General features: G+C 69.4%; 23 protein-coding genes. 15 read left to right on the top strand and 8 right to left on the bottom strand.

All coding sequences use genetic code 11. The annotated features are described in order from the left end of the window. Positions 1-30: 30 nt before the first annotated feature. Genes ACH413_RS32660 through ACH413_RS32650 form a run of 3 tightly spaced genes read right to left on the bottom strand, consistent with a single transcriptional unit; the run spans position 31 to position 4048 of the window. Positions 31-2454: an NACHT domain-containing protein gene (locus ACH413_RS32660; RefSeq protein WP_360046712.1), complete on the bottom strand. Its 2424-nt coding sequence runs from the start codon at positions 2452-2454 to the stop codon at positions 31-33. Positions 2455-2485: 31 nt separating this feature from the next. Continuing rightward, a complete protein-coding gene (ligD, locus tag ACH413_RS32655) occupies positions 2486-3487 on the bottom strand; it encodes a non-homologous end-joining DNA ligase (protein ID WP_360046711.1) in 1002 nt (333 codons plus the stop codon). 9 nt (positions 3488-3496) lie between these two features. Continuing rightward, positions 3497-4048, bottom strand: coding sequence for a TetR family transcriptional regulator (locus tag ACH413_RS32650; RefSeq protein WP_360046710.1), 552 nt, complete (start codon positions 4046-4048; stop codon positions 3497-3499). Positions 4049-4136: 88 nt separating this feature from the next. Between ACH413_RS32650 and ACH413_RS32645 the strand changes: the two genes are divergently transcribed. Genes ACH413_RS32645 through ACH413_RS32630 form a run of 4 tightly spaced genes read left to right on the top strand, consistent with a single transcriptional unit; the run spans position 4137 to position 7780 of the window. Next, positions 4137-5282, top strand: a complete 1146-nt coding sequence (locus ACH413_RS32645; RefSeq protein ID WP_360046709.1) for an acyl-CoA dehydrogenase family protein — start codon at positions 4137-4139, stop codon at positions 5280-5282. 10 nt (positions 5283-5292) lie between these two features. After that, on the top strand, positions 5293-6462 hold the full coding sequence (locus ACH413_RS32640; RefSeq protein ID WP_360046708.1) for an acyl-CoA dehydrogenase family protein: 1170 nt from the start codon (positions 5293-5295) through the stop codon (positions 6460-6462). Positions 6463-6477: 15 nt separating this feature from the next. Beyond that, positions 6478-7200, top strand: coding sequence for a MaoC/PaaZ C-terminal domain-containing protein (locus ACH413_RS32635; RefSeq protein WP_360046707.1), 723 nt, complete (start codon positions 6478-6480; stop codon positions 7198-7200). Between the two features lie 19 nt (positions 7201-7219). Beyond that, positions 7220-7780: a helix-turn-helix transcriptional regulator gene (locus ACH413_RS32630; protein WP_360046706.1), complete on the top strand. Its 561-nt coding sequence runs from the start codon at positions 7220-7222 to the stop codon at positions 7778-7780. Here ACH413_RS32630 and ACH413_RS32625 read toward each other — a convergent pair. Then, positions 7777-9732 carry a LuxR family transcriptional regulator gene (locus ACH413_RS32625; RefSeq protein WP_360046705.1) on the bottom strand — a complete coding sequence of 652 codons (1956 nt, stop codon included), beginning with the start codon at positions 9730-9732 and terminating at the stop codon, positions 7777-7779. The two genes, ACH413_RS32630 and ACH413_RS32625, sit on opposite strands and share 4 nt — an antisense overlap. A gap of 224 nt (positions 9733-9956) precedes the next feature. Here ACH413_RS32625 and ACH413_RS32620 point away from each other — a divergent pair, with 224 nt between their 5' ends. Then, positions 9957-10340: an SsgA family sporulation/cell division regulator gene (locus ACH413_RS32620; RefSeq protein WP_360046704.1), complete on the top strand. Its 384-nt coding sequence runs from the start codon at positions 9957-9959 to the stop codon at positions 10338-10340. Here the strand turns inward: ACH413_RS32620 and ACH413_RS32615 are convergent. Genes ACH413_RS32615 through ACH413_RS32605 form a run of 3 tightly spaced genes read right to left on the bottom strand, consistent with a single transcriptional unit; the run spans position 10293 to position 15562 of the window. After that, entirely contained in the window at positions 10293-12638 is a 2346-nt protein-coding gene (locus ACH413_RS32615; protein WP_360046703.1) for a helix-turn-helix domain-containing protein, read from the bottom strand. The two genes, ACH413_RS32620 and ACH413_RS32615, sit on opposite strands and share 48 nt — an antisense overlap. A gap of 4 nt (positions 12639-12642) precedes the next feature. After that, positions 12643-14898 carry a helix-turn-helix domain-containing protein gene (locus ACH413_RS32610; protein WP_360046702.1) on the bottom strand — a complete coding sequence of 752 codons (2256 nt, stop codon included), beginning with the start codon at positions 14896-14898 and terminating at the stop codon, positions 12643-12645. A gap of 10 nt (positions 14899-14908) precedes the next feature. Beyond that, a complete protein-coding gene (locus tag ACH413_RS32605) occupies positions 14909-15562 on the bottom strand; it encodes a GntR family transcriptional regulator (RefSeq protein WP_360046701.1) in 654 nt (217 codons plus the stop codon). A 108-nt stretch (positions 15563-15670) separates the two neighbouring features. Here ACH413_RS32605 and ACH413_RS32600 point away from each other — a divergent pair, with 108 nt between their 5' ends. The 10 genes from ACH413_RS32600 (at position 15671) to ACH413_RS32555 (ending at position 25520) form a co-directional block, all read left to right on the top strand. Further along, complete coding sequence (locus ACH413_RS32600) at positions 15671-16624, top strand: asparaginase (RefSeq protein WP_360046700.1); 954 nt, start codon at positions 15671-15673, stop codon at positions 16622-16624. A gap of 66 nt (positions 16625-16690) precedes the next feature. Next, positions 16691-16981 carry a hypothetical protein gene (locus tag ACH413_RS32595; RefSeq protein ID WP_360046699.1) on the top strand — a complete coding sequence of 97 codons (291 nt, stop codon included), beginning with the start codon at positions 16691-16693 and terminating at the stop codon, positions 16979-16981. Positions 16982-17077: 96 nt separating this feature from the next. Continuing rightward, the gene (gene msrB / locus ACH413_RS32590) at positions 17078-17500 is read left to right on the top strand and encodes a peptide-methionine (R)-S-oxide reductase MsrB (RefSeq protein ID WP_360046698.1); all 423 of its coding nucleotides are present in this window, start codon (positions 17078-17080) and stop codon (positions 17498-17500) included. 244 nt (positions 17501-17744) lie between these two features. Further along, positions 17745-18635: a TIGR04222 domain-containing membrane protein gene (locus ACH413_RS32585; protein ID WP_360046697.1), complete on the top strand. Its 891-nt coding sequence runs from the start codon at positions 17745-17747 to the stop codon at positions 18633-18635. Positions 18636-18724: 89 nt separating this feature from the next. Continuing rightward, on the top strand, positions 18725-19537 hold the full coding sequence (locus tag ACH413_RS32580; RefSeq protein WP_360046696.1) for a TIGR04222 domain-containing membrane protein: 813 nt from the start codon (positions 18725-18727) through the stop codon (positions 19535-19537). Positions 19538-19547: 10 nt separating this feature from the next. After that, positions 19548-20294, top strand: a complete 747-nt coding sequence (locus tag ACH413_RS32575) for a TIGR04222 domain-containing membrane protein (protein WP_360046695.1) — start codon at positions 19548-19550, stop codon at positions 20292-20294. Continuing rightward, a complete protein-coding gene (locus ACH413_RS32570; protein WP_360046694.1) occupies positions 20294-21076 on the top strand; it encodes a TIGR04222 domain-containing membrane protein in 783 nt (260 codons plus the stop codon). The genes ACH413_RS32575 and ACH413_RS32570 overlap by 1 nt, the downstream gene beginning before the upstream one ends. Then, positions 21076-21894 (top strand): DUF692 domain-containing protein, encoded by an 819-nt coding sequence (locus tag ACH413_RS32565; protein ID WP_360046693.1) that lies wholly within the window; start codon positions 21076-21078, stop codon positions 21892-21894. Before ACH413_RS32570 ends, ACH413_RS32565 begins: the two co-directional genes overlap by 1 nt. Next, a complete protein-coding gene (locus ACH413_RS32560) occupies positions 21887-22258 on the top strand; it encodes a hypothetical protein (RefSeq protein ID WP_360046692.1) in 372 nt (123 codons plus the stop codon). Before ACH413_RS32565 ends, ACH413_RS32560 begins: the two co-directional genes overlap by 8 nt. 172 nt (positions 22259-22430) lie before the next feature. Next, on the top strand, positions 22431-25520 hold the full coding sequence (locus ACH413_RS32555) for a S8 family serine peptidase (RefSeq protein WP_360046691.1): 3090 nt from the start codon (positions 22431-22433) through the stop codon (positions 25518-25520). On the opposite strand, the gene hemQ is transcribed toward ACH413_RS32555, so the two are convergent. Then, a complete protein-coding gene (gene hemQ / locus ACH413_RS32550; protein ID WP_360046690.1) occupies positions 25507-26199 on the bottom strand; it encodes a hydrogen peroxide-dependent heme synthase in 693 nt (230 codons plus the stop codon). The genes ACH413_RS32555 and hemQ overlap by 14 nt on opposite strands. Positions 26200-26217: the final 18 nt, after the last annotated feature.

Here is a 26217-nt window from a genome sequence, read left to right as displayed (position 1 = left end):
ATCCGTTCCCGATACAGCCGGTTGGCGCACTCACCGATCGGGATCGACCAGCACCACTTCCCCACGCCCCCACCGCTCCAGCAGCTCACGAAACGATCGCGTGTCTTTGGACAGATCACAGCGCTCGACCAGAAGGCGACCGAGTTCCTGGCTGGGATCGGACGACGCCGCCTCGACCAGCACGGTGAACACGAGAAACGCGGGTGTCTTCGACGCTGGGAGTCCACGCACGTTCAACTGGCGCAACTCCTCGACGACCACCCGCAGGACCGAGGCGGGGATCGGCAGCACCGCCTCCCAGTAGGCCAGCAAGTGCAGGAAAACCAAGCTGTCCAGCCGGCCATCACGGATCGCCTTGACCACGGGACCTGGCACGTACCCGTCCACACCCGGTAGCCGGGCGTACAGCAAGGCCGCGTGGCCGTGCGCCCGCGCGAACATGATCGGGTGCTCGATCCCGTGCCGCACTTCGCCCAGCGCCACCTCGTAAGCGACAGAAGGCACGCGGACCACCATCCCGGCGCCCAGCCTGAGGTCGCAGCCGGGTGTGCTTCTGGCCAGCACCGCACGCGCGACGCTGGCGGTGCGCGTCCGCTTCACCCTGCGCACCGCTTTGAGCGCGTCGAACAGAACCGGGTCCCCGTTCCGCCCCAGGAGTTCGAACGCCTGCTCCAGCAGGGCTTCGGTCGTGGCCCGGCGAAGCCTGTTGTGCTCCAGGAAGGTCACGCAGAAGGTGATGACCGCGAGTTCGTCCTTCGCGTTCTCGAGAAGCAACCGGACACACGTGTCACCTCCGTCCGCGCGGTGCACGTCGTACAGCTGCAAGGCGATCTGTGGAACCACCAGGCTTCTGCCAGAGACGATCATCGGCAGGAGGCACTCGACGATCTCCTCCGCCGTCTCCCGAGTGCGCAGCACGTAACAGGCCGTGTAGTACTCCATGAACGTCCGATGCGTGAAGCCGAACCGCCGCTCGCCGTCGGATGACGTGTCGACCTGGGTCAGCACCCAGGCCCGCTCGGCGCAGTAGTCCAGGAACTCCCGTGCCTGCTGGTGATACGACTGCGCGCCCTCCTCCTCGCGCTCGCTCAGGTGAGCGACGACCAGGCGTTCCAGTGTCTGCTCGCCCTCGTCACCCTGCCCGTCGAGGCCGAAGAAGAAGTGCTGCGCCAACTCCTGCACCAGGAACTTCGCGAGCTTCACCGACCGGATCACCGACGGCACCTGGCTCACGGCGTCCCACCGCACCAGCATCAGCTCGGAACACTCGCGGTAGACGTCAGCGGTGTTCTCCGGGATGTAGCCCTCGCTCTGATAGAGCATGCACAGCAACGAAAGCATCAACGGGTTCGACCTCAGGTCGGCCAGATGCCCGCTGTCGCGCAGGAACGCCTCCGCCCGGCCCGCCGCGTACACCAGGGCGAACCAGGTGCGGACGTAGTGCTCGACCTGGTCGGGTTCGAAGTCGGGCAACCGGTACACCGGAAAGGTCGTGTCCTCGAGCCTCGCCGCCGGATAACTCTCCTGACGGCACGTCACCACGATGCGCGCCAACGGAAAGCGCGCGGCGAACGCCTCGATCGCGGCCACCGCCGAGCGCCGCGCCTGGATGTCGCCGACCTCGTCGAGCCCGTCGAAGACCACCAGCGCCTCGCCCGCGTCCAGCAGGTCCGCGACGTGCCGCCGCGGCACCACGCGCTGGGTCAGCGGCCGCAGTTCCCCGGCGATGATCGTGACGAAGTCCTCCGCGAGCTTCTGGTGTTGCTTGAGCTGCACCAGCAACGGCACGAGCGGCGCGCGGTGCAGCAACCGCCGGATGAAGGTGCTCTTGCCGGCACCGGGGTTCCCGACCACGACGAACCGGCGGTCGCCCACCTCGTCCTCGCCGACCGAATCGCGCCCGAGCCGCAGCCTGCGGCGCACGTAGATCTGGTCGACCGGAAAGCGGAAGTCCGCCTTCGAGTGCGGCATGACCATGCGGTCGTAGGCACGTGCCATCGCCGCACGGATCACCTCGCCCGTGGCACGCGACTCGGTACGCCGGCCCAGGTCGGCGGCAAGAGCGAGGCGTTCGGCGATCGGCCGCTCGGGGCCGGTCACCTTGATCCGGATCCGGTCGCGGACGTCCAGGACGCGGAACGGCGCGTTCTGCTCGATCACACCCCACAGCGAAGCCGCGAAGTCGGCGGACTCCGAGGTCTCAAGCCGGACCGCGTGCTGGAACTCGCGGCGGAACGCCTCAGCCAGTTCGGCACGTTCCGCGGCCTGCTGGAACATGCCCTGTTCGGTGTGTTCGAGCTGGCAGAGGAGTTCCAGCAACGAGGCGCAGTCGGGGCCGGCCAGGTAGTCCGAGATGCGGCGCCGCACGAGTCCGGACATCGGCACGGACGAGTTCCGCACCCACGCGAGAGCGGTCTCGGCCAGGTCTGCCACGACGGTCGCGATCGCTGTCACGCAGACAGGATCGGCGTCGAACGGTGGGCTGTTACTCCTGTTTGCGGGCGCGGGAAGGCTGCACGCGCATCGGCTCGCCCGGCATCTTCGGGTAGTCCGGCGGATACGGCATCTCGCCGCGCGGATCGGCCGCGTACCACTCCAGCAGCGTCTCGATCCCGAACGCCTCCGAGTCCAGCGCGGCATGCGGATCGCCCCGCTCCTCCAGGTACTTCGGCACGGTCAGCACGTCGAAGTCGTCAGGGTCCACAGTGGACAGTTCGTCCCACAGGACCGGCGTGGACACGGTCGCGCGCGGAGTGCCCCGCACCGACCAGGCCGAGGCGATCGTGCGGTCGCGGGCCGCCTGGTTGAAGTCGATGAAGACGCGCTCACCGCGTTCTTCCTTCCACCAGGCAGAAGTCGCGAGCGTGGGTGCCCGCTTCTCCACCTCTCGGGCGAGGGCGATCACGGCATGCCGGACATCGATGAAGTCCCACTCCGGCCGGATCCGCACGGCCACGTGGATGCCGCGCCCGCCGGAGGTCTTCGGGTAGCCGGTCAGGCCGGCGTCGGCGAGCACCTCGCGCAGCACCAGTGCGACGCGGGCGGCGTCGGAGAAGTCGGTGCCCGGCTGCGGGTCCAGGTCGATGCGCAGCTCGTCCGGGCGGTCGACGTCGGAACGGCGCACCGGCCACGGGTGGAAGTCGAACGTGCCGAGGTTCGCGGCCCAGACGATCACGGCTTCCGAGGTCGGGCAGATCTCGTCGGCCGGACGGCCGGACGGGAACTTGACCTGCACGGTCTCGACGTAGTCAGGAGCGCCCTTGGGCACGCGCTTCTGGTAGAACGCCTCGCCTTCGACGCCGTCCACGTAGCGCTTCAGGACGACGGGGCGGTCGCGCAGCACCGAGAGCAGCACGGGTGCGACGGTGCGGTAGTACTCGACCACCTGCCGCTTGGTGATGCCTCGCGCGGGGAAGTACGGCTTGTCCGGGTTGGACACCCGCACCAGCTGGTCACCGACCTCGAGCTCGATCGCCTTGGAAGCCACGCCAGCACACTAAAGGCCGCGCACGAACGCCGCGAGCGCCAGCTCGAAGCTGTCGCGGTCGAGTTCCCTCGCCACGCCCGGCAGCAGGTGGGCGCGGTCGAGGTGGGGATAGCGGTCGGTGTAGTCGGCGGGGTCTGCGGAGAAGCCGCTGGAGAACGAACTCAGCGCGGAACCGAACACGATGTACATCAGGCCCGCGGCGATCATCGTGGCCTCACGGCGCGACCAACCGGCGTCGACCAACGCGCCGTGCAGCAGGTCGAGGCGGTGGAGCGACTCCTCGCGGCCTGCCGGGCCGTACGCGAGGAAAGGCACGATGTTCGGGTGCGACGACAAAGCCGCACGGTACGAGCGCGCGCACCGGATCAGGCCCTCGCGCCAGTCGACCTCGAAACCGGACACGTCGACGGTCGACAGGATCGATGACGCGATGTCGTTGAGCAGCTGGTCCTTCGTGCGGACGTGCCCGTACAGCGACGCGGCCTGCACGCCCAGCTCGGCGGCGAGCTTGCGCATGGACAGGCCGTCGAGGCCGTCGCGGTCGATGATGGCCAGAGCCACCGACCTGATGCGATCGGGGCTCAGCAGAGGGGTGCTCGGCCGGGGCATGTGAGTTAACCTAACACTGTTCGGTTAGTCGGGAGGACCTGTGGATCTAACGCTTTCGGACGAACACCGGCAGCTCAGGGAGCTGGCCCGGCGGTTCACCGACGAACGCATCGTCCCGCACGCCACGCGCTGGGACCGCGACGAGGCGATCGACAGGGACCTGGTGCCGGCGCTCGGCGAGGTCGGGTTCCTCGGGCTCGGCATCGACGAGCGCTACGGCGGAAGTGGCGGCGACAACCTCGCCTACTGCCTGGTGCTCGAGGAGATCGCACGCGGTGACAGCGCGGTCAGGGGGATCATCTCCGTCTCGCTCGGGCTGGTCGCGAAGTCGATCGCCAAACACGGCACGGAAGAGCAGAAACAACGCTGGCTGCCCGGTCTCACGAGCGGCCGGCAGATCGGCTGCTTCGCCCTCACCGAACCCGGCACCGGCAGCGACGCGGGCAGTCTGACGACCAAGGCCACCAAGACGGACAACGGCTACCGGATCAACGGTCGCAAGGTCTTCATCACCAACGGCACATGGGCCGACGTCGCGCTCGTGTTCGCTCGCACGGGTGGACCAGGCCCGAAGGGCATCTCAGCCTTCCTCGTGCCCACGGACGCCGCGGGCTTCGAAGCCACCGAGATCAAGGGCAAGCTCGGCATGCGCGGCCAGGCCACCGCCGAGATCACCCTCGACGACGTCGAGGTGGCAGAGGACGCCCTGCTCAGCGAAGAGGGCTTCAAACTCGCGATGGGCTCGCTCGACAAGGGCCGCATGTCCGTCGCGGCGGGCTGCGTCGGCGCCGCGCGGGGCGCCCTCGAAGCCGCGCTGAAGTACGCGAAGGAACGCGAGCAGTTCGGCAAGCCCATCGCGGGCTTCCAGCTCGTCCAGGAACTGCTCGCGGACATGGCCGTGGACACCGACGCCGCCAGGCTCCTGACGTGGCGCGTCGCCGACCTGGCCGACCGGGGCGAACCGTTCAGCACCGAGGCGAGCATGGCGAAGCTCTTCGCCAGCGAGGCCGCGGTCAGGGTCGCCAACAACGCCATCCAGGTCTTCGGCGGCTACGGCTACATCGACGAGTACCCGGTGGGCAAGTACCTGCGGGACACCCGCGTCACCACTCTCTACGAGGGCACCAGCCAGATCCAGAAACTGCTCATCGGCCGGGCGCTGACCGGCATCAACGCGTTCGTCTGAAAGGAAAGCAATGGACTTCACGCTCGACGAGGAGCAGAAGGAGATCCGCGACTGGGTGCGGACCTTCGTGCGCAAGGAGATCATCCCGCTGGAGCCCGAGGTGCTGCGCCGCGAACGCGCGGGCCAGCCGGGTCTGCCGAAGGAGGAGCTGAAGGCGCTGCAGGACAAGGCCAAGCAGGCCGGGTTCTTCGGCGTCCTCACGCCGCAGGAGTACGGCGGCATGGGCCTCGGCGCGGTGATGACCGCGCTCCTCGAAGCCGAACTGGGCCGCAGCTTCGTCCCGTTCCGCTTCGGTGGCTACGCGGACAACATCCTGTTCCACGGCAACGAGGAGCAGAAGCAGCGCTACCTGCTGCCGACGATCTCCGGCGAACGCGTCTCGTGCTTCGCGATCACCGAACCCGGCGCCGGCAGTGACGCCAAGGCCATCCGCACGTCCGCCGTCCGGGACGGCGACGAGTGGGTCATCAACGGCGAGAAGACCTTCATCACGCAGGGCAACGAGGCCGACTTCGTGATGGTGTTCGCGGTGACGGACAAGGAGAAGGGCGCCGACGGCGGCGTCACGTGCTTCCTCGTCGACCGCGACATGGGCTGGAAGTCCGAGCCCATCCCGACCATGGGCCAGTGGGGCCCGGCGGCGCTGGTGTTCGACAACGTCCGCGTGCCGCACGAGAACATCCTCGGCGAGGAGGGCAAGGGCTTCAACCTGGCGATGCAGTGGATCGGCCAGGGCCGCTACCTGCTGCCCGCACGCGCGCTCGGCAGCGTCGAGCGGCTGGTCGAGATGTCGATCGACCAGGCCAAGAACCGCGTCACGTTCGGCCAGCCCATCGCCGAGTACCAGGCCATCCAGTGGATGATCGCCGACTCCGCGGTCGAGATCGAGGCGCTGCGCTGGCTCGTGCTGCACGCCGCGTGGCTCGTCGACCAGAAGCAGGACTCGCGGCAGGCGCAGTCGATCGCGAAGCTCTACGGCGGCATCAAGGCCAACGAGATCGTCGACCGCGTGCTGCAGATCCACGGCGGCATGGGCTACACCCGCGAACTGCCGATCGAGCGCTGGTACCGCGAGCTGCGGCTGCTGCGCATCTACGAGGGCACCGACGAGATCCAGCGCCGCACGATCGCCCGCAACCTGCTCAAGGGCCACGCGAACATCCGCGGCACGCTCGGCTAGCTCTATCTTGGGCTGATGCTCAACCACGACATCCTCGGCGTCGTCGAACGACAGGTCCGCACCTGGTCGGCCGGCGACGCCGAGGTGTACGCGGCGGCGGCCGGCGGCTACTCCCCCGCGTTCGCCATCCCGTTGCTGCAACACGGTGGCCCGCAGCTCGGGCTGACCGGCGCCGACATGACCCAGGTCCTGCACGCCGAGCAGTCGCTGTGGCTGCACGGCAAGCTGCCGGAGCAAGGCTCGACGGTCGTGACCAAGACCGTGACGAACATCTACGACAAGGGATCCGGCGCACTCGTCGTCAGCACGTGGGAGTCGGACTTCGCGACAACGCGATCGTCGTGCTTCCTCAAGGGCGAAGGCGGTTTCGGCGGCGAACGTGGGGAGACGCGCGAGTTCGCCGTCCCCGGCAAGCGCCACGAGACCAGCTTCTTCCAGACGACGGAAGACCAGGCGTTGCGCTACCGCGAGACCGGCGACGTGAACCCGATGCACCACGACCCCGAGTTCGCCCGGCGGGCGGGGTTCGCGACGCCCATCCTGCACGGCCTGTGCACGCTCGGAATCACCGTGGGCGGCCTGGACTTCACCGAGCTGCACGCCCGGTTCACAGCGCCCGTGACGCCCGGCGACGAACTCCGGATCGAACGCTGGCCGACCGGGGAGTTCCGCACGTTCGCCCGCGGCCGGCAGGTTCTCGTCGGATCGGTTCGGTTTTCCGAAGTGGACGGCGGCTGAAACTTCGCACGATCGTGTCATGAGTAGTGCCCTGGCAACCGTGGACTCCGGAATCGAACCGGTGCGCGTGGCGGTGGAGTCCCGTGACCTGATCAGCGCGGCCGGCGTGACGCACCTGTTGAAGAACACACCACGGGTGCGGGTGGTGCAGGACCGCACCGACGCGCATGTGCTGCTGGCCCTGGTGAACGAGCTGTGCGCGCAGCAAGCCGCGCGGCTGCGGGCCTGCGGTTCCGCCAGAATCGTGGTCATCGCGGCCCGCGTGCACGACCTCACCCCGTCGATCGCGGCGCAGGCCGGCCTGGCGCTTCCGTTGCGGCGAGCCGATGTCAACGCCGAACGCCTCGTCAAGTTGCTGGTCGGCGGCCAGGCGGTGCAGGACCGCTCCCCGGTGCTGAACGACCGCGACCTTCAGCTGCTCAGGCTGCTGGCCGACGGCGCGACGATCGCGGAGGTCGCTGCACGGCTGTTCTGCTCGGAACGGACCGTGAAGTACGCGCTGCACCAACTGCTCGAACGGTTCGGGCTGCGCAACCGGGTGCACGCGGTGGCGTGGGCGCTGCGCTCGGGCCTGCTCTAGGCGGGGAAGACGGCGGAGAGCTGCACTCGCCTGCTGATCCCGACCTTGCGGTAGACGCGGGTCAGGTGCAGCTCGACCGCCCGTTGCGTGACGCCGAACCGCGCGGCGATCGCCCGATTCGTCTCGCCTTCCAGTGCCAGCAAGACGATTCGGGACTCGTGCGGCGTCAGCTTGTCCCACGCCGCCCCGCGCGCCGGCCGGTGCCGCGGTACCGCCAGCGCCGCCCGCGCCTGGTCCGCCAGGTCGGCGGCGCCCGCCCGTTCGGCATCGGCCAGGGCGGCCCGGGCGGCACCGAGAGCGAGATGCATGCGGGCACGCTCGCGCAGCAGCAAGACGCACGCCCAAGCCGATGACAACGCTCCCGTGTAACCGAGTCGCACCAACATCTCCAGCGCCTCACCCGGACGTCCAACGTCCACACAGGACGCCACGAACGCCGCCGCGCCCAACGCCACACAGCCGCGCAACGGCGACGCCTGGGCGAGTTCGCGCATCAACCGGGAGACTTCGGTGTGGTCGCCGTTGGCCCGGTGCGCCCACATCTCCAGCGCTGTCAGCCAGTCCCGTTCCGCGCCGACGAGCCGACCGCGCAGCTGTGGCGCGAGATCCAGCACCACCTGTTCGGAACCCCGTCGCAGCAACCCGAGTCCGGCCAGCGCGAGCAACGGAACCACGAACGGTCCGCTCTCCGGAAGATCCCGCAGCACCTGTTCGGGATCTTCCGGAACGACCGGGTCGCCGCCGGGCAGGTCCTCGTCGCACTGCCAGTCGAGCACCACCGCGTCGAACCAGTCCCCGGCGGCGGCCCGCTGCCGGACGAGTTCGCCGGCCCGAGGCGCGATCCCGCACCGCAGGTGAAGATCCGCCATCGCCACGGCCACCTCCGCCGCGACCTCTCCGGTCAGCGGTTCGCGCAGCGCCGCGCGCAGACACCTCGCCGCCTGCTCCGGCCGTCCCGCCGCCCGATGCAGTCGCGCCGCGCCGTGCAGCACCGGCGCCGTCCACCCCGCGCCGACGGGTTCCGCGCACGCCACCAAGTGCTCGGCGACGGCGGCCGGTGAATCACACCTCCGATGCAGGACCTGAGCGGCCGCGCGGTGCAGGCGTTCGCGCTCCTCGGGCACCATCTCGTGCCGGAACGCGTGGCTCAGCGCAGGTGTCCGGACGCGCATCGGCTCATCGACGGCCAGGCGCGCGTCGACAAGGCGTTCGAACGCGGCGAGCGTGCGGAACGACCCCATTCCGGCGACCTCGCACAGCACGTCCAGCGAGGCGCTCCCGAGCACCGCAAGCGCTCGCGCGACCGCCACCGCGTCGGCGTCCAGCGCCTGCCGGCTCCAGCGCACGGCCCGCAACAGCCGGGGCACTCGCAAAACAGGGAACATCACGCGCAACGAAGAGACAGTAACGTCCGTTACAACCTCTAACACATCGCTCAGCACCCCAGGGGCGCCACCGCTGTACTCCAGGCACGACGCGGCCAGCTCCGGCGAGACCTCGACGTCGAACCGCCGCCGGATCAGCTCCGCCACGGCCTCCGCGCCGATCGGCCGCAACGGCACCCGCACGGCGTCGAAAACCGCCAAGTCGTCCGGATCGCAGTCGCCCGCGAGCAGCACCGCGCCCCGGAATCGCGCCAGCCGATCGACCTCTTCCTCGCTGAGCCGTTCGACGTCGTCCACCACCAGCACCGTCTGGCTGTCGACCCCGCTCAACGCCCGCAAACCGCGAACCGGCCGCAACCCGCTGCGCAACGCGATTGAAGACGCAACGGACAACAATGCACTTTTGCCCATACCAGTTGCACCATGCACAACGCACGATCGAGCGCCACCGCTCAGCACGTCCGTCAACAGGGCGATCTCCCGCTCACGGCCCACGAGCAGGCCACCGGCCCTGCGCACGGCGGTACCGACGAGACCGTCGAGGCCGGGGCGAAGTGGGGCAACCATGTCAGCCAGCAAATCGCGAGCGACCCCGGCAGGACCATGCAGAAGGACCGGCAGAAGTTCCGCAGGTCTGCCCCTTCGCACAGCATCGCGCCCGACGCGCCGGCAGGAGAACGCGAAAACCATTCGACCAATCAATTGGTAATGGCAACAGGACACGATGAACCAATTCGGTGCCCATTACGTGATGTCTTGAGTACCCATGGCGAACACTTCAGGGAGTCCCGATGCGGGTCGCGTCACGCACCGTCTTCGACTTCGTCCGGCCGAACGGTTCCACCGCGCCGGTCGAGACCGAGCTGCTCTACCGGTCGGAAGACCCCTTCGCGGTCACGATGAAGTTCCGCTCCGGCGGCTCCGTCGCCACCTGGGTCATGGGCAGGGACCTGCTCGCCGAGGGCATGAGCATGAGAGCGGGCGACGGCGACGTGCGGTTGCGGCCGCACTCGAGCCGCGTGCTGGTGCTGGAGCTGGTCTCGGACCGGCACATGACGGTGTTCCGGGTGCCCGCGAGCACGCTGCGGAAGTTCCTCGACGCCACCTGGCGGCTCGTTCCGGCCGGCTCAGAGCGGTTCGACGCCGACGCGTTCCTGAGCACCGTCCTGCGCTGACCGGATTCCGAGCGCGTCCGCCACGTCGTGCTGCAGCCTGGTCATGCCGGGCGACTCGTAGCCCTCGCACTCGGCCAGCGCGCGCACCCGGTGCCCGATCGCCGCGTCGCGGTCGTCCATGCGGTCGCAGAGCCCGGCGAGTTCCATCAGCACCGACACCCTGACCTCCGGGTCGGACAGCGACTCCACCGCCCCGGCCAGTTGGTCCCGCGCCTCGGCGAGCCGTCCGGACGCGGCGAACGCGTGACTGCGGGTGTGCCGGGCCATCGACAGCAGGTTCGCCGCTCCCCGCCCGGTCAGTTCCTCGGCCAGCGCCACCACCTCGAGCGCCTCCGCGTGATCGCCCGCCGCGACCAGCGCGTCCGCCAGCCGCAGGAGCAGCTGGGCGGCGTTCTCCAGGGCAACGCCGCTCTGATCGCCCCGCAGCGCGCGTTCCTCCTCGACGCACGCACGGTGCGTTTCGACGGCCTCGGCGAAGCGGCCCAGCCGTTGCAGCAGAACACCGGAGTACGACAGCGCGAGCACCACGTTCATCGGCTGGCCGGTCTGCCGGAACAACTCCGCGGCACGCCGGGCGTGCGTCACGCCGGCCTCGTGGTCGCCGAGACGGGTCTCCACGGCCGACCGGTAGTAGTGCGCCCAGGCGGTCTCCTGCACCGAGCCGCACTCCTGCGCGACCCGCAACGCCTCTTCATGCCATTGCAGGGCCAGCGGGATGTGCGTGTGGCGGGCGACGTAGACCCAGCAGACGAAGTTGAGCTGCTGGGCCTGCCGCTCCCGTTCGCCCAGTTCACCGGCCGCGGCGACAGCCGCCGTGTAGATCTCCAGCCACAGCTCGCCCGTGCCGCGGTGGTCGGAGTACCAGTGCATCGACCTCGCCAGCGCCAGCACCTGCTCGTGGGCGCCGTCGGCCACGGCCTCCCGGAACGCCCCGCGCCAGTTCGCCAGTTCGTCGGACAACCAGCGGCCCGCGATGACCAGGTCCGGCGCGCCCTGGTCGGGCAGGAACGCCGACGCGGACCGGGTCGCGGTGGCCAGCAACCAGTCGCGCGTGCGCAGGCGGTGCGTCTCCACGTCGGTTTCGTCGCTGTGCAAGCGTTCGCGCGCGTAGTCGCGGATCAGGTCGTGGAACGAGTACCGGCCCGGAACGTCCGGCCGGAGCAGGCTCGCGTCGACCAGTTCCTCCAGCACCGTCTCGGCGTCGTCGATCCCGGCGGCCACCGCGGCGAGCGCGACGGACGTGTCCGGGCCGGGGATCAGCGCGAGCCTGCGGAACAGCGTCGCGGTCTCGGGCGCGAGCAGGCGGTAGGACAGCTCGAACGCCGTGCGGACCTGGACGTCACCGGTCGCGAGCACGTCCAGGCGTGCGCGTTCGTCGGAGAGCTGCTCGGCGAGGTGCCGCAACGACGACGTGGTGCGGCCCGCGATGGCGAGCGCCAGCGGAACGCCACCGCACAACGTCGCGACCCGGTCCGCCGACTCGGGATCGGCGGCGATCCGCTCGGCACCGGCGGTCGCGGCGAGCAACGCGACGGCACCGTCGTGCCGCAGCGGACCGAGATCCACGCGAGAGCGGGTGTTCAGGCCCGCCAGGACGTTGCGGCTGGTCACGACCACGAGCGAGCCGGGGCTGGCGGCGAGCAACGGCCGGACCTGGGCCTCGTTCGCGGCATTGTCGAGCACGAGCAGCACGGTCCGCTCGCGCAGCATCGACCGGTAGAGGCGAAGTCCGTCGCTGGGATCGGACGGCATCTTGGCGTCCGGCACGCCGAACGCCCGCAACAGCCGCGCGATCGCCCGTTCCGCCGACAACGGCGAGGTGTCCATGCCGCGCAGGTCGAGGTGCAGGCAGCCGTCGGTGAACCGGCCAGCGAACCGGTGCGCCGCGTCGACCGCGAGAGAGGTCTTCCCCACGCCCGGAGGTCCGTGCACGACAACGACGTCCAGCACGGACGACGCGGCTGCACGGCAGATGCACTCCGCCAGCTGCTGCTGCTCTGCTTCACGGCCGATGAGTGGTTCCGCTTGAGGTGGCGCGCAGTCCGTGCGTTCGGGACGTGGTCGCGCGGCTTCCGACGACCGTGCGAGCGCCACGAACTCCTGAGCCTCGGCGCCGTCCAGGCCGAGCCCGGCCACCAGCAGGTCGACGGTCTGGGCCTGCGGGGTGTGCACGCGGCCGCGTTCGAGATCGCTCAGCGTGCGGACGCCCAGGCCGGCGCGCGCCGCGAGGTTCTCCTGGGTGAGGGCCGCCCGGCGCCGGTAGAACCGCAGGAACTCGCTGAAGGTGGTCGCCCGCATGCCCTCACCCCCTGGCCAAGCACTCCCGCACCTCGGCGGCGATCTCGCGCGTCGCGTCGGTGTCCCACCGTTCGCACGCCGTGAGCGAGTCTCGCAGATGATGTTCGTACGCGCTGTGGTCGCCCCGTGACTCGGAGTTGCCGGCGAGTTCCCGCAGGATCTCGATCTCCCCGAGTCCGTCGCCGATCGCGCGGAACCCGGTGAGCGCCTGGCCGAGGTCCTCGTCGGACTCGGTGAGCCGACCGGCCGCGCGGTGGGCAAGGGCGCGGTGCCACAACGTCGTTGCGAGCCAGGACGCCATCTGCGCGCGCCGGTAGACGTCCTCGGCCTCGGTCAACGCCGCAACGGCGTCATCGGGCCTGTCGACGTCTATCAGGGCGAGACCGAGCCATCCGAGCGTGCGGCCCAGTGCTGAGAGTTCGTAGATGGTGCTGGCGTAGGCGCGTTGTTCCTTCGCTACTTCTTCGTGCGCGGTCACGGCGGCGATGGGCCGGTCCATCAATCGCCACAGCACGCCGAGCACGGACCGTGCGTAGTGCTCGTCCATGGGTTCGCGCATCGAGTCGATCGCTTGGAGGCACACGCGTTCGGCCTCGTCGAAGTGGCCGAGCCCACTGTGCGCGGCCGACGCGATCAGCCACACCCAGCCGAGGTGCCCGGTCTCCCCCGACTCCTCGGCGACGCGGGCCGCGCGGGTCAGCACCTCCAGCGCCGGACCCGACCGGCCGGCGACGTCGAACAGCACCCAGCCGAGCTGGCCGCGCACGACGATCTCCTGCCACGGCTCGCGCGCGGAGGCGAGGGCGAGGCGGTAGACGCGTTCCCAGACCAACCCCGGTTCGATGGCCGCGTAATGCGAGAGTGCGATCACCGCACGGGCCACCTCGTCGTGCAGATCCCTGGCCTGCGCCCGTTCGACGATCTCGGGCAGCAGGTCGCGGTGCTCGTCCAGCCAGCGCCTTCCCGTTGCCACGTCGGGAAAAGCCCTGCCTCGCGGACTCACCCGCCGCGCGTCGCCCGTCTGTCCGAAGAGGACTCCGGCGGCCACCGTGGTCTCCAGCAACGACGCGAGCATCCTGCGGTCGGCGTCGGCGTCGGTGGCGTCGATCAGACCGCGGGCGAACGTCCGGACGAGGCCGTGGATCGCGTAGCCGTGGTCGTCGGGGTCGAGCAGGCTGACGTCGGTCAGTTCCTCCAGCGCCTGTTCGGCCTCGGCGACGGGGAGGCCGGCCAGTTCAGCCGCGAGCGCCGGGGTCACGTGGGTGCCGACGAGCAGTCCGAGCCGCCGGAACACCAGCCGCGCGGTCTCGGGCAGGTGCGCCAGCGACACCTCGAACGCGCCGCGCACGTCGAGGTCGCCCGCGGTGAGCGCGGCCAGGCGGCGTTCCTCGATCTGCTCCACGAGATGGCCGAGGGGCCAGCGCGGGCGGCTGGCGAGCCGGTTGCCGGCGATCCTGAGTGCGAGCGGCGACATCCCGCACAGCCGGACGAGTGCCCGTGCGCTCTCGCGGTCGGCCTCGACGCGGTGCGCCCCGATGATCGACGCGAGCAACTCGACGGCGCACGGTTCGGTGAGCCCGCCGAGCCGGATCCAGGTGGCTCCGGCCAGCCCGGCGAGCCTGCGCCGGGACGTGACGATCGTGAGGCAGCCCGGATCGGCTTGGAGCGTGCGGATCTCCTCCTCCGTGCGCGCACCGTCGAGCACGAGCAGAAGGCGCTTGCCCGCGAGCAACGACCGGTAGAGCCGCGTCTGGCCGTTCACGTCCTCAGGAACGTGTTCGGCGGGTACGCCCAAGTCTTTGAGCAACCGTTGGAGTGGCTGTGCGGAACCCTCCAGGTCGATGAGCAGCTGACCGTCCGGAAAGCGGCCCTCCAGCAGATGGGCGGCCCTCACCGCGAGGCTGGTCTTACCGGTTCCCGCGGCGCCGTGGACGACCACGAGCCCGTCGGGCTTCTCAGCGATGGCGTCGAGTTCGGCGTCCCTGCCGACGAGGTCCGCGACGTACATCGGGAGCGACCACACCGGGCCGGTCAGCGCGACCCGGCCGGTCCTGGCGAGGCGGCGCAGTTCGGCGCGGTCGGCTTCGTCGAGGTCCAGCCCGTCGAGCAGGGCCTCGGTCGTGCGGCGCTGCGGGGAACGGGCGCGGCCGCGTTCCATGTCGCTGATGGCGCGGACGCTGACACCGGACCGTTCGCTGAGCTCTTCCTGACTGAGCCCGGCGTTCTTGCGGTGCTGCACGAGCCGGGCGCCGAACGTCATACAACAGAAGTTAGTGGGTCAAACTCGTGAGCATCTGCGCACACACCCGAGAGAGGTGCCTGCGCATCACCGTCCCCGCCTTGGCCGCGTCACCGTCCGCGATCGCTCGCACGAGTTCGTCGTGGTCGTCCATCGACGCGTGCTGGTGCGGCGGGTCGTCCGCCAGCGCACTGCGGAGCAGCACCACGCGCTGTTGCACGAGCCGGACCTGTTCGGAGATGTACGGACTGCGAGCCGCGTCGAGCAACGTCTGGTGGAACGCGAGGTCCAGCCGGTACGGGAACGGCTGCCCTGCCTTGTAGTTGCGCCGGCTCTCCGCGCAGACCTCCTGCAGCCGCACGAGATCCACATCGGTCCGCCGCGACGCCGCCAGTTCCGCCGCCGCGCACTCCAGCGCGGTCCGCAGCTCGAACATCGCCCTGACGTCGTCGGGACTCGCGTCGGGCACGAACGCGCCCCGGTGCGGGACCAGCGTCAGCAGGCCCTCGGAGGCCAGGTGCCGGATCGCCTCGCGCAACGGGCCGCGGCTGATGCCGAGCTTGTGCGCCACCTCGACCTCGTTGACCCGCGAGCCCGGAGGGATCTCCCCGGTGAGCACCTGCTCTCGCAGCACGTCCACGGCCTGCCCGGCCAGACTGAGGTGCAAGGGCGTCGGGGGTGTCACCTTCGTCTCCTGATCTGGACGGCACCGGCCGTCCTCCCGCTAAACTAGCGAACATGTCAACTGTCGACAGTTGGCAGTTTCTCGGAACCTGAGTGCGGGAGGGGCGACATGGGACACGAAGTGGTGGCTGAGGTCTGGCGGGGCGACTTCCTGGAGTCCGTGCACCACGGCACCGTCGTCGCGACCGATGCGTCAGGTTCCCCGGTGCTGTCGGTCGGCCGCCCCGGCGACGTCGCGTTCCCGCGCTCGTCGAACAAGCCGCTGCAGGCCCTCGCGATGCTGCGCAGCGGTCTCGACCTCGACGGCGAACTGCTCGCCCTGGCCTGCGCCTCCCACTCGGGCGAGGACTTCCACGTCGACGGCGCCCTGCGAATCCTGGCCTCGGCCGGCCTGACCGAGGACGCGCTGCAGTGCACCCCTGACCTGCCGCTCGGTGAGCAGGCCCGCGCCCAGCACCTCGCGCAGGGCCTCGCCGCCGCCCCGAAGTACATGAACTGCTCCGGCAAGCACGCCGCCATGCTCGCCACGTGCGTCGCCAACGGCTGGCCGACCGAGAGCTACCTCGACCCGACGCACCCGTTGCAGGTCGCGACCCGCCAGACGATCGAGGACGTGGCCGGCGAGCCCGTCGCCCAGGTCGGCGTGGACGGCTGCGGCGCCCCGATCTTCGCCATCAGCCTCACCGGCCTCGCCCGCGCGTTCGGCCGCCTCGCCGCCGCTGCCCCCGGCACCCTCGAACACCGCGTCGCCACCGCCATGAACACCTACCCCCAGTGGGTCGGCGGCACCGGTCGCGACGTCACCGTGCTCATGGGCGCCCTGCCCGGCGTCATCGCCAAGGACGGCGCCGAGGGCGTCTACGCGGTCGGTCTGCCCACCGGCGAGGGCGTGGCGCTGAAGATCGCCGACGGGTCGTCGCGCGCCCGCGCGGTCGTCATCGTCGCGGTGCTCAAGCGGCTCGGCGTGGACGTGAGCAAGGTCGAGGACCTCGCCACCGTGCCGGTTCTCGGGCACGGCCGCGCGGTCGGCGCCGTCAAGCCGTCGCTCGCGCTCGCGAGTTGACCGTCACTTCGGCGGTGAACGCCCGGCACACCGGAATCCCCTCCCCCAGCCACTAAGCTGGGAGTTATGGGCGATTCGAAGGACGAGAACGAGAGGTTCCAGGAGGAACTGATCGGCCTCGACCCACACGATCCCGAGACGAAGGCGTTCGCCGACCATCTCGACAAGATGAAGCGGCAACGCCCCGGCTTCACCGTCGAGGGCTACCTGGACGGCGTGCAGGACTTCGCCGACTCGGCGAACCGCACGACCGGGCACCAGCGGCTCGTCGCCGTCACCGTGGTGGGGCTCATCCTGCTGGGCGTGCTGCTCACGATCTGGTTCGCGCTGGGCGACATCCTCGTCATCATCTTCTGATTCCAAACGAGAACAAGTCCTTAACGGGGCCTTACGGCGCCGCAGCCCACACCCCCGCCGGGAAGCCCCGAGGGCGCCGCGGAGTTATAAAGAGTCATGGAACCTGTTGTCGGCACCACCCCCAAGGTCGTGCGTTCCGAAGAGGAATGGCGCGCCCAGCTCAACCCCGCCGAGTTCGCGGTCCTGCGCCAGGCCGGCACCGAGCGTCCGTGGACCGGCGAGTACACCGAGACCAAGACCGAGGGCCTCTACGAGTGCCGTGCGTGCGGGGCCGAACTGTTCCGCAGCGACACCAAGTTCGACTCGCACTGCGGCTGGCCGTCGTTCTTCTCGCCGCTGGCAGGAGACGCGGTCATCCTGCGGGAGGACCGCGCGCTCGGCATGAAGCGCGTCGAGGTGCTCTGCGCCACGTGCCACAGCCACCTCGGGCATGTTTTCGAGGGTGAGGGGTATCCCACCCCCACGGACCAGCGCTACTGCATCAACTCCGTCTCCTTGAAACTCGTTCCGTCCGAATAGGAGACTGAGCCTCAGTCCGGTCACCAAGGATCCGGACAGACCTGGGAGGCACCATGATCTTCCGCATCGTCCTGCGTGGCACCGACGGCGAAGGCTCCAGTGGAGTCGATGGCGGCTCGTCGAGCTAGTCACACCGCGAAAACCGGCAACCCTAAGGCTTCGTCAACAAGCCTTGTGAGGCTGTGGCGCGGACCACACCATTGACGCACCGAAGCACTTTCGGGGCAGTCAGGGGGTGGGTCGCATGCAGAGGCCTTGGGGATTGTCCGGACCGGAGTTCCTTCAGCTGTACTGGATCGGGCTGGCACTGGCCGTGCTGGTCGCGATCGTCGTTCGGGTACGCGTGCGGGCGGGTCACAGCACCCAGCCCGTGCGCTCCCTGGACATGGACGAGCTCGCATATCTTGCGGGCGGTCCAAGGCGTGTGGTCGAGACGTCCATCGCGCGTCTGCTCACCGCGGGTGAGCTCAGGACTTCACGGCGTGGCACCGTTCAGGTCACGACCGACACGAAGTCGCTCAACCAGGTGGACCGCGCCGTCATCACCGACAGCCAGCGCTACACCAACCGCACCGTCAACCTGATGATCCCGGCCGTCGCCAAGGACGGCGTGGTCACGGCGATCGGGCAGCGTCTGCGGGACATGGGCCTGGTCGTCGACCCGGATGTCGCGAAAAGCGCTCTGCGCAAGGGATCCATCGCGTTGTGGGTGCTGCTCGCGATCGGGATCGCCCGCTGGGTCAACGGCCTCGCGATCGGCGCGAACATCGGCTGGCTCACGCTGCAACTCGTCATCACGGGCCTGCTGATCCTGCTCCTCACGCGGCGCGGCAAGCACGTCCGCACCAGCAAGGGCAACAGCGTGCTCGACGGCGCTCGCACCACGAGCACCAGGTCCGCGGGAAGCGTGGACGAGGTCGTGTACGGGGGCGCGGCCGGCGCGGTTCTGTTCGGCGGCCTGATCGTCTACCCGGATCTGGCGGTGCGCACCTCGCTGCTCGCCTCTTCCGGTTCCGGCAGCTACAGCAGCAGCACCGGCTACAGCTCGTGTTCGTCCAGTTCTTCTTCGTGTTCAAGCGGAAGCAGTTGTGGCGGAGGCGGCGGCTGTGGTGGCGGGTGCGGTGGCGGCAGCTGATCCGATGTTCGGTTCTTTTCAGGTAACACCAGGAACCCAGGGGTAGATCTCACGTCGAAGATGCACTGACACCAGTGAGGGGAGTGCTGATGTCCAAATCTTCGACACCGCACCAGACCACGTGGTCCGCGGAGGAGATCGGGTTCCTGACAGGGGGACCGGGCAGAGCGGCCGAGGCCGTTCTCGCCCGGCTGCTGGACGGCGGTCTCGTGCGGATCTCCCGCGAGGGACTCGTGACCGCCGTCCACCAGAACGGGTACGGCGCCCAGACCGCTCTCGAGGCGTACGTCCTCGCCGGGCTCCGGGGCACCGCCCGCCCGATCAACCAGGTCGTGCAGGTCACGAGAGCCAGCCACGAGATGGGCGCGCTGCACGAGAGCCTCGTCGCCCGCGGGATGGTGCATCGCCAGTTCGGCAAACCCCGCGGCGGCAAGATCGCGTTGCGGGTGATCCTCTTCATGCTGGCGTTCGTCTCGGTGTTCGTCGCCTTCGCGATCGACACGAGACTGTTCCTGCTGACGGCGCTGCTGGTGTTCCTCGCGATCCTGCTGCGCAACCCGGGCAGGCTCACGAGGAACGGCAAGACCGTGTGGATGTACGCGCTGAGGAACCCGCGCAGCAGTGCGGACTCGGTGGCGTTGTTCGGTCTGCGCCGCGGCAAGCAGCGTTCGGCGACGTCCACTTCGTACATCGCCGCGAGCAGTTGCAGCTCGTACGACTGGGATCACCACAACTGCGGCGGCACGTCGAGCTGCGGTGGCAGCACTTGTTCGACCGGTGGCTGCAACAGTTCCAGCAGCTGCGGCAGTTCTAGTAGCAGCTGCTCGAGCAGTAGCAGCAGTTGTAGCAGCAGCTCGAGTTGCAGCAGCAGTAGCAGTAGTTGCAGCAGCTCCAGCAGTTGAGGGGGAACCGATGACGAAATCGGCAGACACGCAGGGGGCGTTGCTGTCCGCGGAGGAGGCCGGTTTTCTGACGGCCGGTCCCGGACGGGCCGCGGAGACCGTGCTGGCCAGGCTGCTCGACCGAGGCCTGCTGCGGGTGTCCCGCGACGGAATGGTCTCGGCGGTGCACCAGGACGACCAGGGCACCACCACACCGGTCGAAGCGCGGATGCTGAGCTTCGCACGCACGCCCATCCAGTTCGACGCGATCGTCCTGGCGACCAGGAACTGCACGGAGGTGGCGCAGCTGTACCGGCAGCTGCTCAGCCGCGAGCTCATGCGGGTGCCTCACCGCCGCTACGACGGCAGGTGGTTCTCCCTCGCCGTCGCTGGTGTGTCGGTGGTGCTGGCGTTCGCCTCACCGGTGTTCCTCGTCGCCACCGCGATCGCACTGGGCTTCTTCGTCTGGCAGTACGGCGGCGGCCCGATCACCCAGGCGGGCAGGGAGGCCCTGAACCGGGTGAAGGCGAGCGACCGGGTGCACGTGGTGGCGCTGCACGGGTTCGACGGCAAGGTCAGCGGGAAGGACGTCGGGGCGCTGTTCGACTTCCCGCGTCGTGTCGTGGGGATCGTTCCGCGCAGGCCCGCCAAGGCGCGGCGGAGGTCCATCTGGAACGGTGGCGGGTGCGGTTCGTCGTCGAGCTGCGGCAGTTCCGGGTGCGGCAGTTCCAGTTGTGGCGGCGGTAGCAGCTGCGGCGGTGGCGGAGGAGGAGACTGATGGCGGCGCCAACGGCGGCCACGGGCACGCGAGTGCCCCCGGAGCAGATCGGCTACCTGACGGAGGGACCCGGCAGGGCCGCGGAGACCGCGCTGGCCAGGCTGCTCGACGCCGGCCTGGTGCGGGTGTCGCGCGACGGGATCGTGTCCGCCGTGCACCAGACCGATCTGGGTGCCACGACCGCGGTCGAGACGCTGATCCTCATCGGCCTGCGCAAGCCGGTCCGGTTCGACGCGGTCGTGCGCAACGCCGCGAAGAGCGCGGAGATGCGGTCGCTGCACCAGCAGTTGCGCGCGCAGCGGCTGACCCGCAACCCCCGGCCCCGGCTCGCGGCGTGGTGGGTCTTCCTCGTGATCGGCGTCGTCCTGGGCCTGGCCGCTTTCCTGGAGCCGTGGACGCTCTTCGGCGCGGTGGGGTTCCTGGGCGCCGCGTATTGGACATATGGCGCGAAACCGCTCACCAGGGCGGGCCGGGCGGCACTGAAGGACGTGACCGCGAGCAACAGGGTTCTCGCCGTGGCGTTGGAGGGTTTCCGCGGCAGGGTGGGCAACCAGACCGTCGCCGAGCTCTTCGGGTTGCCGCAGAGCGTGGCCAAGATGCTGCCGCGCAAGCGGAAGAAGAAGGCCGGCCGGCGTGGCGGTGGAGCTGCCTCGAGCGCGGCGGGATGCGGCAGCGGCGGCTGCGGCTCCAGCAGTTGTGGTAGCAGTAGCAGTTGTTCGTCGGGCAGCAGCAGCTGCGGTGGCGGTAGCAGCTGTGGTGGCGGCGGAGGAGGAGGCGACTGATGGCGGGGATCAAGGACCTGGGTGTCGGCATCGGCTGGCGCTCGGAGATCGACCTGACGGTGGAACGGTTGCCCGGCGTGGACTTCGTCGAGGTCGTCGCCGAGAACCTCCACATCGGACACCTGCCGGAGTCGGTGACGCTGCTGCTGGAACGCGGCGTCCCGGTGCTCCCCCACGCCGTGTCGCTGTCGCTGGGAGGCGCGGACCCGGTCGACCTGCACCGGGTCGAGCACCTGGGCGCGGTCGCCGAGGCGGTCGGCGCGCCGATGGTGAGCGATCACGTGTGCTTCGTGCGGGCGGGCGGACTCGACTCCGGGCACCTGATGCCGGTGCCGCGCACCAAGGACGCGCTCGACGTGCTCGTCGCGAACGTCAAGCTGGCGCAGCAGAACCTGCCGGTGCCGCTCGCGCTGGAGAACGTCGCCGCGTTGCTGGAGTGGCCGGACGGCGAGCTGTCCGAGGGCCAGTTCCTCGCCGAGCTCGTGGAGCGCACGGACTGCTGGCTGCTCGTGGACGTCGCGAACCTCTACGCGAACGCCCGCAACATCGGCACGGACCCGGAGCGGTTCCTGGACGAGATCCCGCTGGAGCGGCTGGCCTACGTGCACGTGGCCGGCGGCGAGCAGCACGGCGACATCTACCACGACACGCACGCCCACGCGGTTCTGCCGGAAGTCCTGGAAGTGCTGGACGAGCTGTGCTCCCGCGTCGCCCCTCCCGGCGTTCTGCTGGAACGCGACGACAACTATCCCTCCGACACCGAAATCGCGAGCGAACTGGCCGCGATCCGCGCCGTCGTGGACAAACACCGTGGCTGAAATCGTGAACGAGAATGAAGTTTCGGCGGCACGCGAAAGGCTTGCCAGCCGACAGGCGGAGCTGCTAAATGCATTGCTCGGGAACGGACCCGCACCGGCGGGATTCGACGAACAACGACTGGCTGTCGAACGCCGCGCGTTGTTGTCGAAACGGCGCGGCATCGTGCGGATGCTGGGGCCCGCCGTCGCCGACGAGCTCGGCGACCGGTTCCGGCCGCTCTTCGACGCCTACGCCGTCGAACACCCACGTCGTGCGGGGTCACGCGCGCGCGAGGATGCCGCATCGTTCGCGGAATGGTGCCGTGCTTCCGGAGAACTGTCAGCAAAACGCAAGGCTCGCTGGAAGTTCTGGCAGTCGAACTGACGGGCGAACGATTCGACGGCCAGAATCCCCCGTTCGGCCCTGTGTTACCGGGTTGTGACCTCGATACGTTCGAAAGGTCGGGGGACCTTTTACGCATTTCGCTTTACCGCGGAAGGCCTTCCGGCCTGCGCGGACCACAGCGCGCAGAAATTCGAACCACGAGGGGATTCGAATGCGCGGAAAAACCAAAGTGCTGGGCGCCGTCACGGCGCTCGCCCTGACCGTGGCACCGGCCGCCACAGCCGCGGCCGCTCCACCAGCGGGCAACGCCCCGCAGAAGACCGCCGACGAGGTCACCCTCGTCACCGGCGACAAGGTCCTGCTGGGACACGACAGGCAGGTCGTCGCGATCCAGCCCGGCGAGGGCCGCAAGAACATGATCTTCAAGACCCTTCGCACCGCGAACGGTCACACCCTGGTGGTCCCGAAGGACGCCTTCGAGCCCCTGGCGGCGGGCCGGCTCGACCGGAGGCTCTTCGACGTCACCACGTTGCTGGAGTTCGGCTACCGCGACCGCATGCCGTTGATCGTGGACGGCCGCGCCAGGGTCGGCGCGAGATCCTCGAACGACTGGGCGGTGCTCAAGTCGGAGACCGCGACCGGCGACAAGGTCTGGCTCGACGGCATCCGCAAGCCGAGCCTCGACCGCAGCGTCGCCCAGATCGGCGCGCCGGCCGCCCACCAGAAGGGCATCACCGGCAAGGGGATCAAGGTCGCGATCGTCGACACGGGCGTCGACGAGAAGCACCCCGACCTCGCGGGTCAGCAGATCGCGGAGAAGAACTTCACGACCGACCCGGACAACACCGACAACGTCGGCCACGGCACGCACGTCGGCTCGACCGTGGCGAGCCACGACTCGAAGTACGGCGGCGTCGCCCCGGGTGCGCAGCTGCTCGACGCGAAGGTCTGCGTCGAGTTCGGCTGCCAGGAGTCCTGGATCCTCGACGGCATGCGCTGGGCGGCGGAGCAGGGCGCCCAGGTCGTCAACATGAGCCTCGGCGGCGGCGACACCCCCGAGGTCGACCCGCTGGAGCAGGCCGTCAACGACCTGACGGCCCAGTACGGCACGTTGTTCGTCATCGCGGCGGGCAACTCGGGTTCGCCGGGTTCGGTGAGCTCGCCCAGCACGGCGGAGGCCGCGCTGTCGGTCGGTGCCGTCGACCGCGAGGACAAGCTCGCCCCGTTCTCCAGCAAAGGCCCTCGCGTGGGAGACAGCGGGCTCAAGCCCGAGGTGACCGCACCGGGCGTCGACATCGTCGCGGCCAAGGCCGGCACCAGCGACCACGTCGCGTTCAGCGGCACGTCGATGGCGACTCCGCACGTCGCGGGTGCCGCGGCTCTGCTGCGCCAGCAACACCCGGAGTGGACGCCCGCGCAGCTCAAGTCGGTGCTCGCGACCACGGCCAAGCCCACCGCGGGCCTCAGCGCGTTCGACCAGGGCGCCGGGCGCATCGACGTGGCCAAGGCGATCGGCCAGGTGCTGACCGGTGACGTGTCGGTCAACCTCGGCCTGCACGAGTGGCCGCACGGCGACGACAAGCCGGTGACCAAGCCGATCACCTACACCAACCCGACGGACGCGGCGATCACGCTCGACCTCGCGTTCAAGGGCAGCGCCCCGGCGGGCATGTTCACGCTGAGCGCCTCGAAGGTGACCGTGCCCGCCAAGGGCACCGCATCGGTCACCCTCACCGGTGACACCCGCGTCGGCACCAAGGACGCCACGTTCTCGGGCGAGATCGTGGCCACGTCCGGCACGCACACGGTCCGCACGCTCGTCGGCGTCGACCGCGAGGTGGAGAGCTACACCCTCACGATCGACATGATCAACCGGGACGGACAGGACCCGGCGGACTCCTTCACGTTCCTCGTCGGCCTGGACAACGACACGTTCAAGCCGCTCTTCGGCGCGGGAGACCAGAAGGTCCGCCTGCCCAAGGGCACCTACTACCTCGACACGACGCTGGGGAACGGCCCCCGGGGCATGGACATCGTCTTCCAGCCCGACGTGAAGCTGACCGGCGACCTGACGATCAAGCAGGACGCCCGCCTGGCGCAGCCGGTGTCGGTGACGGCGCCGGAACCGGTCGGCGACTTCACGCTCGGGGTGATCGCCGTCAAACGCTCGGTGGGCGGCGAACCGCGCATGCAGTCCACTTTGGTCATGTTCGGCGGCTTCGAGGGCGTCGCGGTCGGCCAGGCCGGCGACCCGCTCCCGCCGGCGGACCTGTCGTCGCTCGCGATGCTGCAGGCGAACTCCGCGGCCGATCCGCACGCGTTCTACCGGCTCGCCTACCCGGTCGCCGGCGGCCTTCCCGTCGGTCTGACCAAGGCGCCCGCCAAGAAGGACCTGGCCAGGGTCGAGTCCACGATCGGTGGCCAGAAGCCGGGCAGCACGGCCTCGAAGGGCGAACTTCCGTTGTCACCGCAGGGTTTGAGCGGCGGCACCGCGCTCTACCCGGTGGCCGTCGGCGCGACCGCGGTCGACTACGTGACGACCGAGGGCCTGCGCTGGCAGTCCGCGATCATGACGCAGCACGCCAGTGGCGCGCAGGAACGCGTCACGTCGGGACTCCGCAAGTACCAGGCGGGCAAGACCTACCGGGAACGTGAGATCCGGCCGGTGTTCTCACCGGGCCTGCCCGAGTCGGAGTACGGGTTCGTCGAGCGGTACGGCTCGCAGTTCTACGTCAGCGTCCCGCTCGTCAGCGACGCCACTCACGGCGACGGAAGGTCCACTGTGGACAGCGCCAGGACCGCGTTGTACCGCAACGGTGTGCTGATCGGCGAGACGGCCACGCCTGGTGGCTCGTTCCAGAACGTGCCGCTGGCACAGGGCGACTTCCGCGCCGAGATGAGCCTCGACCGGAGCTCGCAGTTCGAGTTCAGCACCAAGGTGTCCGCCGCGTGGACCTTCAAGTCCAAGGGCACCGAGGGCAAGATCGACGCGCCGCCGTTGTCGGTGGTGCGCTTCGAACCGAAGCTCGACGACAACGGTGCGGTGCCCGCGGGCACGTTGCAGCGCATCGGTTTGCTCACGCAGACGCAGGGTGACGCGGGCAAGGTGCGCATCACCGGAGTCGAGTACTCGCACGACGACGGCAAGTCGTGGCGCCGTGCGGGCGTGGTCGGCAACAGCGCGTTGGTCTACAACCCGACGAACGCGCAGTGGACTTCGTTGAAGGCCACTGCGACGGACGCCAGGGGTGGAACCGTTGAGCTGACTGTGATCCGGGCTTATCGGGTCACGGCAGGTTAAGGACGAGTTCGGCGGCCGGGACGCGGGTGCCCGTGTAGAAGGGGATTTCCTCTCGCACGTGCAGCCGCGCCTCGGTGCCGCGCAGGTGCCGCATGAGGTCGACGATGCGGTGCAGCTCGTCGGCTTCGAACGCGAGCAGCCACTCGTAGTCGCCGAGAGCGAACGACGCGACGGTGTTCGCGCGCACGTCCGGGAAGTCGCGGGCTTCCTTGCCGTGGTCCGCCAGCATCTTGCGGCGGTCGCCCTCGTCCAGCAGGTACCACTCGTAGGACCGCACGAACGGGTAGACGCAGATGTACTTGCGCGCCTCTTCACCCGCGAGGAACGCGGGGATGTGGCTGCGGTTGAACTCCGCCGGGCGGTGCAGGGCGACCTGCGACCAGACCGGCGTGGAGACCTTGCCGAGCGGGGTGCGGCGGAAGCCGGTGTAGGCGGCCTGCACCTGCTCGATCTCCTCGGCGTGCCACCAGATCATGAAGTCCGCGTCGGCGCGCAGACCGGCCACGTCGTAGACGCCGCGCACGACGACGCCCTTGCCCTCCAACGCGTCCAGGTAGTTCTGGGTCTCGCTGGCAGCAGCCGAACGGTCGTCCGGAAGCTTGCCGGGTTCGACCCGGAACACCGACCACATCGTGTAGCGGATGGTGTCGTTGAGCTCGTTGTAGTTCAGGCGCGCCATAGGTCCATCTTGGCACGG

Source organism: Lentzea sp. NPDC020367, assembly GCF_044387305.1.
Classification (GTDB): domain Bacteria; phylum Actinomycetota; class Actinomycetes; order Mycobacteriales; family Pseudonocardiaceae; genus Lentzea.
The sequence above is the reverse complement of the archived record's forward strand: the minus strand, read 5'-3'. Positions and strand labels throughout refer to the sequence as shown.